Here is an 8,364-nt window from a genome sequence, read left to right on the forward strand (position 1 = left end):
GTCGTACTCGGCCTGGAACACCGACAGCCCGATGAGCAGTCCGCCGGAGATGGCGGCGCGCCGCCCGGTACGGGCCCAGGGACGTACCGGCGTGCCGGCTCGATCGCCGCGGGAGTGGCGACCCTCGCGTTCAAGCACCATGAGGGCCACCAGTGACAGTCCCGCGCCACCGATGAGCATCAGGTGGGTCGGACCCCAGAGGGTGACGTCCTGGCCGAAGATTCGATGCCAGATGTCGTCGAGCGGAAAGCCCAGCAGCGCGTAGAAACCGGCGCCGGCGAGGAGCACCCCTCCAACCGGGGCGTGCCAGTCTCGGGTGATGCGGACCGCCGCGGTGCCCGGCCGCTCGCCCTTCGGCAGCACGACGGCCAGTACCCCGGCCGTGAAGATGCCGAACAACCCGATCAGGATCGGGTAGTGAGCGATGTTGGCCAGCGGGCCCTCGTCACGGCCACGCGAGATGTGCAGCGAAATGTCCCAGTACATTCCGAGTAGCGCGGTCACCAGCGAGACGAGCGACAACACCGACGGCAGCGCCGCCCACCCGGGCAGGCCGCGGCCCAGGCCATGCTGAGACCAGCCGGCCAAGCGGGCCAGCGCGGGAATCCGGCCGCTGCGATGGCCGAAGCCCAGCACCAGCAGTCCAGCGGTCAGCAACGTGGCGGCTCCACTGCCGATGAGCACCTGATCGAGCGAGGCTCCCCCGGCCGGCTCCTGCGCCGCGGACAGGCCCGCCGTCGCCGCGGTGCCGTGACCGATCAGTCGTTGCCACACGTGTACTCCTCCGGCCGGGGTCGCCATGAAGGGCATATGCCACTTTCTTATGTAACATTGATCGATGGCATGGTTTGTCGTCAAGGCGGCTGATCGACGGTCGGAGGAGCGGTGAGGGCACCTGAGCCGAGGCGCTCGATCAGGGCGGCGGTTGCCGCCATGGTCATCGCGATGATCACCGGCTGCGGAGCCGACCCATCCCCACCGCCCGGGTCGCCGGGCTCGCCGGGCACCGGCCGCGGGTCCTCCGCCGCAGCCCCGGCGGTCGCCGTCACGGTGCAGGTCAGCCGCGGAGCCGTCACGGTGCGGGTCGGCCCGGCGCGCGCACCGAACGGGCGCGTCAACGTACGGCCGGGGCGAACCGTGCGCATCGTCGTCACCAGCGACGTCGCCGAGCGTTTCCACCTGCACGGCTACGACCGTGAACTGGCGCTGGAGCCCGGACTCCCCGGGGTCCTCGGCCTCGTCGCGGATCAACCCGGCGTGTTCGAGGCCGAACTTCACGGCTCGGGTGCTCGGCTGTTCGAGCTACGGGTCGGGTGAGGCGGTGCACGTCATCGCCCACGGGCTCGGCGGGCGCACCGACCTCCCCCTCGACGCGGCCGGCGCCATCGCCGGCGGCGGCGTCGCCGTCGCGGCGTCCTTTCTGGCCCTCACACTCGCATGGCGGCGTCCCCGGCTGCTTCCGAACGCCGGTCGGCCGCTGCCCGAACGCCTGGCCCGGTCTCTCGACGCGCCCGCGCTGACCCTGGCCGGCCGTGCCGTCGCGCTGGCCGCGTCGGCCCTCGTCGTCGTGGTCGCTCTGGCCGGGCCCCCTGACGACCGGACCAATCTCGCCCCCTGGGCGCTGCTGGTGACCTTCTGGGTCGGCATGGTCCCCGCCAGCGTGCTCGCCGGACCCGTCTGGCGGCGCGTCAATCCACTGCGGGTGCTCCACGCGGCGCTGTGCCGGATCACCCGGACGCCGGTGTCCGGGCGCCGGGCCCACCCTCGGCGGCTCGGGTACTGGCCGGCCGCGGCCTGGCTGGCCGGCTTCGTATGGTTCGAACTGGTGGCTCCGGGCCGCTCCGATCCGCGCCTGGCCGGCCTGCTCATCGTGGCGTACGCAATGGTCAACCTGGCGCTGGCGGCGGTGTACGGAGCGGGCTGGTTCGATCACGGCGATGGTTTCGAGGCGTACTCGACCCTCCTCGCGCGGATGTGCCCCATCGGGCGCCGCGACGACCGCGTTCTCGTCCTGCGCACCCCGGTGACCGGGCTCACGCGCGGCTGCGCCGAACCCGGTCTGATGGCCGTGGGCTGCGTGCTCATCGGCTCGACCGGCTTCGACGGGATGAGCCGCACGACGTACTGGCGGGACAACGTCGACCCGACCAGCGTGCTGGCGGGCACCCTCGGACTCACCGCCGCCATCTGTGGTGTCACTGCGCTCTGTCTGGGCGCGACCCGCATGACCGCCGCGCTGAGCGGCGACCGGCATGTCATGACACGGGCCCGGTTCGCGGCCACATTGCTGCCCATCTCGCTCGGCTACACGGTGGCGCACTACTTCTCCTTCTTCCTGCTGGAAGGGCAGATGACGGTCATCCTGGCCAGCGACCCGTTCGGCACCGGGTGGAACCTGCTCGGCTCGACCGGCCATCGAATCGACTACACCGCCCTGCCGCCATGGCTCACCGCGCTGGTGCAGGTGAACGCCATCGTGCTCGGACACATCGCGGCCACCGTCGTCGCCCACGACCTGGCACTGCGCACCCGGGCCGGCACCCGGACCACCCGTGACCAACTGCCGATCGCCGTGGCGATGGTCGCACTCACCTGCGCCGGACTGTTCGCGCTACTCAGCGGCTGACGGCCGTCACCGGCTCGGCGTATCCGCGGTACTCGATCCGGCGTACCGCTAAGTCGACGCCATGGGGACGACCCGGCGCCCTTCCCGCGGTCACCCTCGAAGCATGACCGGCATACGACGACGCGCGGGCGGACGCGAAGAGACGACAGCGTCGCCGGCGACCACGGGGGGCCGTCGTGGACCGGATCCGACGGGGACGAGGGGCTTGGAATGACGGCACCGACGGTGGAATTCGGATTGCTCGGCCCGCTCAAGGCTCGGGTGGGCGGGCGGCCGGTGGAGTTCGGCTCGCCCAAGCACCGGAACATGCTGGCCGCACTGCTGCTCAACGCGCGGCGCCCGGTGCCGATCGGCGACCTGGCGTACGCGGTCTGGGGCGCGGAAACCCCTGAGCAGCCGCGCCGCGCGATCCAGCTCTATGTGACCCGGATACGGGCGTTGCTGGGCGGTGGGCAGCCCGGCCAGGTGATCGTCACCCACAGGGGCGGTTACGCGATCGAGACGCCGGCCGATCAACTCGACTTAGGGCGGTTCGAGTTCTGGCACGACCGGGCGAGGCGGGCGGCGGTTGGTGGTGATCTTGACGAGGAGGCGGCGGCGCTGAGGCGGGCGCTGGCGCAGTGGCGCGGGGAACCGCTGGCGGATGTGCCATCGGAGGTACTGCACCGTGAGACCGTGCCCCGGCTGCGTGAACAGCGTCTGAGGGTGCTCGAACGGCGGATCGAGGTGGATCTGCGCCGTGGGCGGCACACGGAGCTGGTGGGCGAGTTGTTCGAGCTGGCCGCGAAGCATCCCCTACAGGAGCGGCTCTGGGTGCACCTGATGACGGCGCTGCACGCCGGCGGCCGGCGGGCGGACGCCTTGGCGGCCTATCACACGGTGCGCCGGCATCTGGCCGAGGAACTGGGCATCGACCCGGGTGAAGAGCTTCGGACCCTGCAGGCGGAGATCCTCGCCGATGGCGCGCGGCCGGGGAGGAAGAGTGGACGGGCGCCCGGCCGGCCCTCACGCGGTCGCCGTTGGGGATGACCGGGTGCCCTGGCCGCGACTGACATGCGTGACACCTGTGGGAACGGGATAATCGACCGGTGCCGCCCACCTTGCCGCCGGTCACCCGGCCTGACGCCCTTTCCCCTCGCGCCGAGCCCTCGATGTCGAGGGGGGCCGGACGTGGGTGCTGACCACTCGCATCACACGGCCGTGCGCAGTTCCGCCGGAACGGTGCGGGCCACGTTGGCCGTCATCGTGCCGCTGGCGGTGGCCACGTTGGCCGCGCTGATCTGGATGTGGCCGCAGGCGCCCCAGCCCACCGGCGCGCCGGCATCGGAGCTGACCAACGTCACCGGCACGATCATCGCCATCAACCTCAAACCGTGCCCCCAGCAGCCGGCCTGGCCGGCCGAGCCGGGTGCGGCCCAAAGCCCGGGCGGTACGGCGCCGCGCACCGACGCCGACAGATGCGGCGACGCCCGTGTCGAACTGACCTCAGGGGACGACGCAGGTGAGGTCGTCACCTCGACCCTGCCCAGCGGGCCCGGCTCGCAGACCTTCGCCGTCGACGACAAGGTGATCCTGCTACACGCACCCGCCGGCCCCGGCAGTGACCCCGAGGTCAGCCCCTACCAGCTGTCCGATCACGACCGGACCGGCCCGCTGTGGCTCATCGCCGCGGCGTTCGTGCTGGCCGTGATCGCCTTCGGCCGCTGGCGAGGGGTGACCGCGCTGATCGGTCTCGCGGTCACGTTCGTGCTGCTGCTGAAGTTCCTCATACCGGCGATCCTGGCCGGGGAACCGCCCCTTCTCGCCGCGATCGTCTGCGCCGCCACGATCATGCTCGCGGTGCTCTACCTGACCCATGGCTTCACCGTCGCGACCTCGATCGCCGTCATCGGCACCCTTGCCAGCCTGACCCTGACCGGTTTGCTCGCCTGGGCCTCCATCAAGATGACCCACCTGAGCGGCATCACCGACGACAGCTCTCTCAACCTGGGCCTCAGCAGCCAGATCAACCTCCAGGGGCTACTGCTGGCCAGCATCATCATCGGCTCACTGGGTGTGCTGGACGACGTCACCGTCACCCAGTCGGTCACCGTCGCCGAGCTCGCGCAGGCCAATCCCGCCTATCGCTTCCGGCAGCTCTACAAGGCCGCCACCCGGGTCGGCCGTGCCCACATCGCCTCAGTGATCAACACCATCATCCTGGCCTACGCCGGAGCGGCCCTCCCGCTCATGCTGCTGTTCAGCATCGGCCGGCGACCGCTCAGCGAAGTCGTGACCGGCCCCATCATCGCCCAGGAGATCGTCCGAAGCGTCGCAGGCACCCTCGGCCTCATCGCCGCCGTCCCCATCACCACCGCCCTGTCCGCCCTTGCCCGCGCCCGGCACCCCGCACCCGACACCGGCCACGACCCCGATGCCGGTTCCTTCAGACCAGACCCGGCCGAGCACACGGCACCGCCGCAGGGCCGCCACCGATCACGCACCCCCTCCGGGCCCGCTCGGTCGACCGAGGGACACGACCGCCGCCGACACTGAACGACCAGGTCGGACGGCCCGTCAGCCCACCATGCGGTGGACGGTGAAGGTCACTCCGGAGTACTGACCGAGACTGCCCGTGTAGAAGACCGCATAGCGGTCTCCGATCGCTCCCGGGCTGCCCGGCAGGTCACCGGCGACCTCCCGCCCGGCACTGTCCAATGCGAGGTAGCCCGAACCTCCTCCCTGCGCCCCCTGTGCCCCTTGGAATCGGCTGGCGAAGAACCACTGCCTCGACCCTCGATAGTCGAACAGGCCGGAGGTTCCCAGCAGCTCGGTGATCTTCGTCTGGCCGCCGCCGAGGTCGATGGTGAGGGCATGTGAACCGTTCTGTGAAGCATCGCCGAGGGGGCCGACCCGGCAGACGATCAGGAGTTCACCGTCGCCATCGCATTCCGCCGGACGCGCGGTGGTGCGGGCCAGCTCACGGCCGGTCGCCGTGTCGAGGACCACCGCGCCGTCCGCGGTCCGGGCGACGAGGGCCCTGGAGCCCGCGGCGTGCAGGAGTTCCGGACTCTTGTACCGTCCGGCCAAGCCCCACCGCCGCTTGCCGTTCGAGGCGTCGAGCGCCACCAGATCGGTGCCACGCCGCTCGTGGCGGGTCAGGATCAGATCGCCCGTCACCGCCTCGGCCGAGAGACCGGCCCTGTGCCACAACCTCCGCCGGGTGCCCGTGGCGAAGGCGATCGTTTCATCCCGGGATCGAAGGCTCGAGCCGTTGAAGGCCGACACGGTGACCGCGAAGGTCCTGCCATCGGCCGCGTCGAGGCGCATGAAGCGATCGTCGCCCCCGGCCAGCACCGGCTTCGTCCAGCGGACCTCACCGCTGCGCAGGGAGAGCGCCGCCACCCCCTGCTCCCCGGTGGACCTTCTGCGGTACCCGATGAGCACCAGTTCCCGTCCCTCGTCGCCCACGACGTGGATCCGCTCCACCGAGTCCGCGTTGACACCGCCGCCGAGCGAGCCGTTCCGGCTGATCGACCACCGGACCTTGCCGGTCGCGGCGTCGGCGACCACCAGCCTGGAACGATCGGTCTCTCGGCCTTCACCGGTGTAGATCAGTGCGTCACCGGCCAGAGCGAAGCCCGTCACGCCTTTCAGACCGGTGTCCTTACCGGCGAGAGCCTGGCCGTCACCGGCCCTGCCGCTCCACAGCGGCTTCTTGTCGAACGGAACCGGCTGCACGGTCGGTCTCCCCGCACCACCGGGCTCGGCGGGCCGCCCGCCGCCGACGGTGGTGCGGTGCACGGCCAGGCCCGTCGGGACCGAGTCCCGGCCGGTCCTGTTGACGAAGAAGGCGGCATTGCGCTCCGAGACCGCGGCCACCGGGCCGGGAAGCCCGGTACGGAGAGTGTTCGCCGCGCGATCGACCATGGAGTACCGGACGGGGCCATCGCGGGCCGAGCCGTGAACGAAGATCCGGTCCTGCCAGACCGTGTCGACGGACAGTCCGTCCTCCACCTTGCCGGCGAAGACCTTCTTCTCGGCGGTCACGGGACCGCCGCGGCCGCCTGAACGAATCGTCACGAGCGTGGGTGCGCCGATCTCGAGACAGGCGATGAGTTCCCGGGCATCGCTGTCGCAGCTGTAGAAGCTCTTCGCGAGGGCCTTCTCGTCCGCCCCGGTGGCGGCGTTGACGACCAGCGTCCGTGAGTCGCTGACCGAGGAGCTCCCGGAGCGGTCCTCGACCCCGACCACTGCCGACCCACCCGCCGAGGACTTCAGCTCGGACTTCTCGAACCGCTCGGTCAGATCCCATTTCTTCTGACCGGTCTTGGCGTCGAGGGCGATGACCGCCCCTCCGCGGTTCCGCGGTTCCCACGGTGGCCCGGTGTCCGTCCGTGTCTCCCCCAGGACCACGTCACCGGCGATCTGGTACGCCCAGCCGTCGTCGTGCCGCCACAGCTCGCGGCCGGCGGCCGCGTCGAGCGCCACCGTCGTCAGCGCGGCGTCCTGCTCCGACTCCACGCTGGCCAGGACCATCCGGCCGTCCGCGGCCAGCAGCCTGGTCTTCTGCTTGCGGTCGGTCACGCCCTTCTCGCCGGAACGCGGCTTGATGAGCGGCGTCTTCCAGCGGACGCTGCCGTCCCGGCCCGAGAGCGCGGCGACGCCCCGCTCGCGCTCGCCGAGCTCCGCTCCTACCACGTACTGGACCAGCACGGTCCAGTCCTCGCCGTCTCCGACCACGAGCGGTCTTCCCGATGCTCCTCGAAGATGCTCCCCCAGATAGCCGTACTTGCCGTAGGCCTTGGCGCCGCCCCCTCCCCTGAGCGGCTCGCCCCCGTCCAGGACCCAGCGCGGGGCGCCCGTCTCCGCATCGACGACGGCCAGCCGTCCTCCGCCGCAGTGGCAGTCTCCCGCGACGATGGCGGTGCCGCCGCGCAGTTCGATGCCGGCGACGCGCTCCATACCGAGATCCCGCTCGTCCCACAGCGATCCGGCGCTGAACGAGACCGGCTGCGGGGGCTTGTCCCCGTCCGGAAGCGCGTCCTTGTCCGAGCCGCCGCTGCATCCCGTCGCCAGCACGACCCCTGCCAGCAGTGCGGCCGCCCAACGCAGTGCTGGTCTTCTCCCCATCACCGGATCACTCCGCTCCGCGCCCGTGAACTTCCGGATTTGCGGCCAAACTACCGATATGGGTGTCGGGTCGGAGGCGAAACACCATAGTGGTGGGGTGACCGATGACGGTGTCGGCGAGATCTTGGCCTGGTGTGTCGTGGCCAACGTGACCGATCGGATCCCGCATGGTGAGGGCGGCCGGGAGTTCCGGCGTGGGCTCCGGCATTTCGCCGCGGGAGCACGGCTGTGGGTTCTGCCGGCGCAGTGGGGCGACGGCTGGGAGAACGCGATCGTCGTCGGCCGGCATCGAGGATCACGGCGCTACGTCCGGATGGTCGTCCCGCTGCGCCACCTGACGAGGTTCCGCGTGCGGGCCGTGTACAGCCCGACGGTGTTCCGGGAGCTCACCCGCCCATGGGCACCGCGAGGCGACCACCCGATCGGCCTTTGGGACTCCCGTGAACACGCCGAGCGGGCCGCGGCCGCCGCGCTGCGCAGAACGGCGAGCGACCCGGGCGACGCCCCCACACCACCGCCACCGCCCGAGGACTGAGAGCCCCGCGACACGGCGCGTACGCGGGTTGGCGTACACGCGTTACGCGCGTACGGGGACGTGGGACGCCTGCACGCCCCGCCGACTCTTA

The 8,364-nt window shown here is 71.1% G+C and carries 6 protein-coding genes and 1 pseudogene; 5 read left to right on the forward strand and 2 right to left on the reverse strand.

The genetic code is table 11. From position 1 onward, the window contains the following. Nucleotides 1-774 (reverse strand): annotated as a pseudogene (locus HKK72_RS32110) (hypothetical protein); the annotation flags it as partial. Nucleotides 775-885: 111 nt separating this feature from the next. On the opposite strand from HKK72_RS32110, the gene HKK72_RS32115 reads away from it, so the two are divergent. From HKK72_RS32115 to HKK72_RS32130, 4 genes are all read left to right on the forward strand, one after another. Then, a complete protein-coding gene (locus HKK72_RS32115) occupies nt 886-1,317 on the forward strand; it encodes a hypothetical protein (RefSeq protein ID WP_187238190.1) in 432 nt (143 codons plus the stop codon). 4 nt (nt 1,318-1,321) lie between these two features. Then, entirely contained in the window at nt 1,322-2,626 is a 1,305-nt protein-coding gene (locus HKK72_RS32120; RefSeq protein ID WP_187238191.1) for a hypothetical protein, read from the forward strand. Nucleotides 2,627-2,836: 210 nt separating this feature from the next. Continuing rightward, nucleotides 2,837-3,655 (forward strand): AfsR/SARP family transcriptional regulator, encoded by an 819-nt coding sequence (locus HKK72_RS32125; RefSeq protein WP_187238192.1) that lies wholly within the window; start codon nt 2,837-2,839, stop codon nt 3,653-3,655. 171 nt (nt 3,656-3,826) lie between these two features. Next, on the forward strand, nt 3,827-5,161 hold the full coding sequence (locus tag HKK72_RS32130; RefSeq protein WP_315987561.1) for a YibE/F family protein: 1,335 nt from the start codon (nt 3,827-3,829) through the stop codon (nt 5,159-5,161). Nucleotides 5,162-5,182: 21 nt separating this feature from the next. Here HKK72_RS32130 and HKK72_RS32135 read toward each other — a convergent pair whose 3' ends face one another. Continuing rightward, nucleotides 5,183-7,738: a PQQ-binding-like beta-propeller repeat protein gene (locus HKK72_RS32135; RefSeq protein WP_187238194.1), complete on the reverse strand. Its 2,556-nt coding sequence runs from the start codon at nt 7,736-7,738 to the stop codon at nt 5,183-5,185. Nucleotides 7,739-7,835: 97 nt separating this feature from the next. Here HKK72_RS32135 and HKK72_RS32140 point away from each other — a divergent pair, with 97 nt between their 5' ends. Beyond that, nucleotides 7,836-8,273: a hypothetical protein gene (locus HKK72_RS32140; RefSeq protein ID WP_187238195.1), complete on the forward strand. Its 438-nt coding sequence runs from the start codon at nt 7,836-7,838 to the stop codon at nt 8,271-8,273. Nucleotides 8,274-8,364 lie beyond the last annotated feature (91 nt).

It is taken from the genome of Actinomadura sp. HBU206391 (genome assembly GCF_014323665.1).
Classification (GTDB): Bacteria; Actinomycetota; Actinomycetes; order Streptosporangiales; family Streptosporangiaceae; genus Actinomadura_C.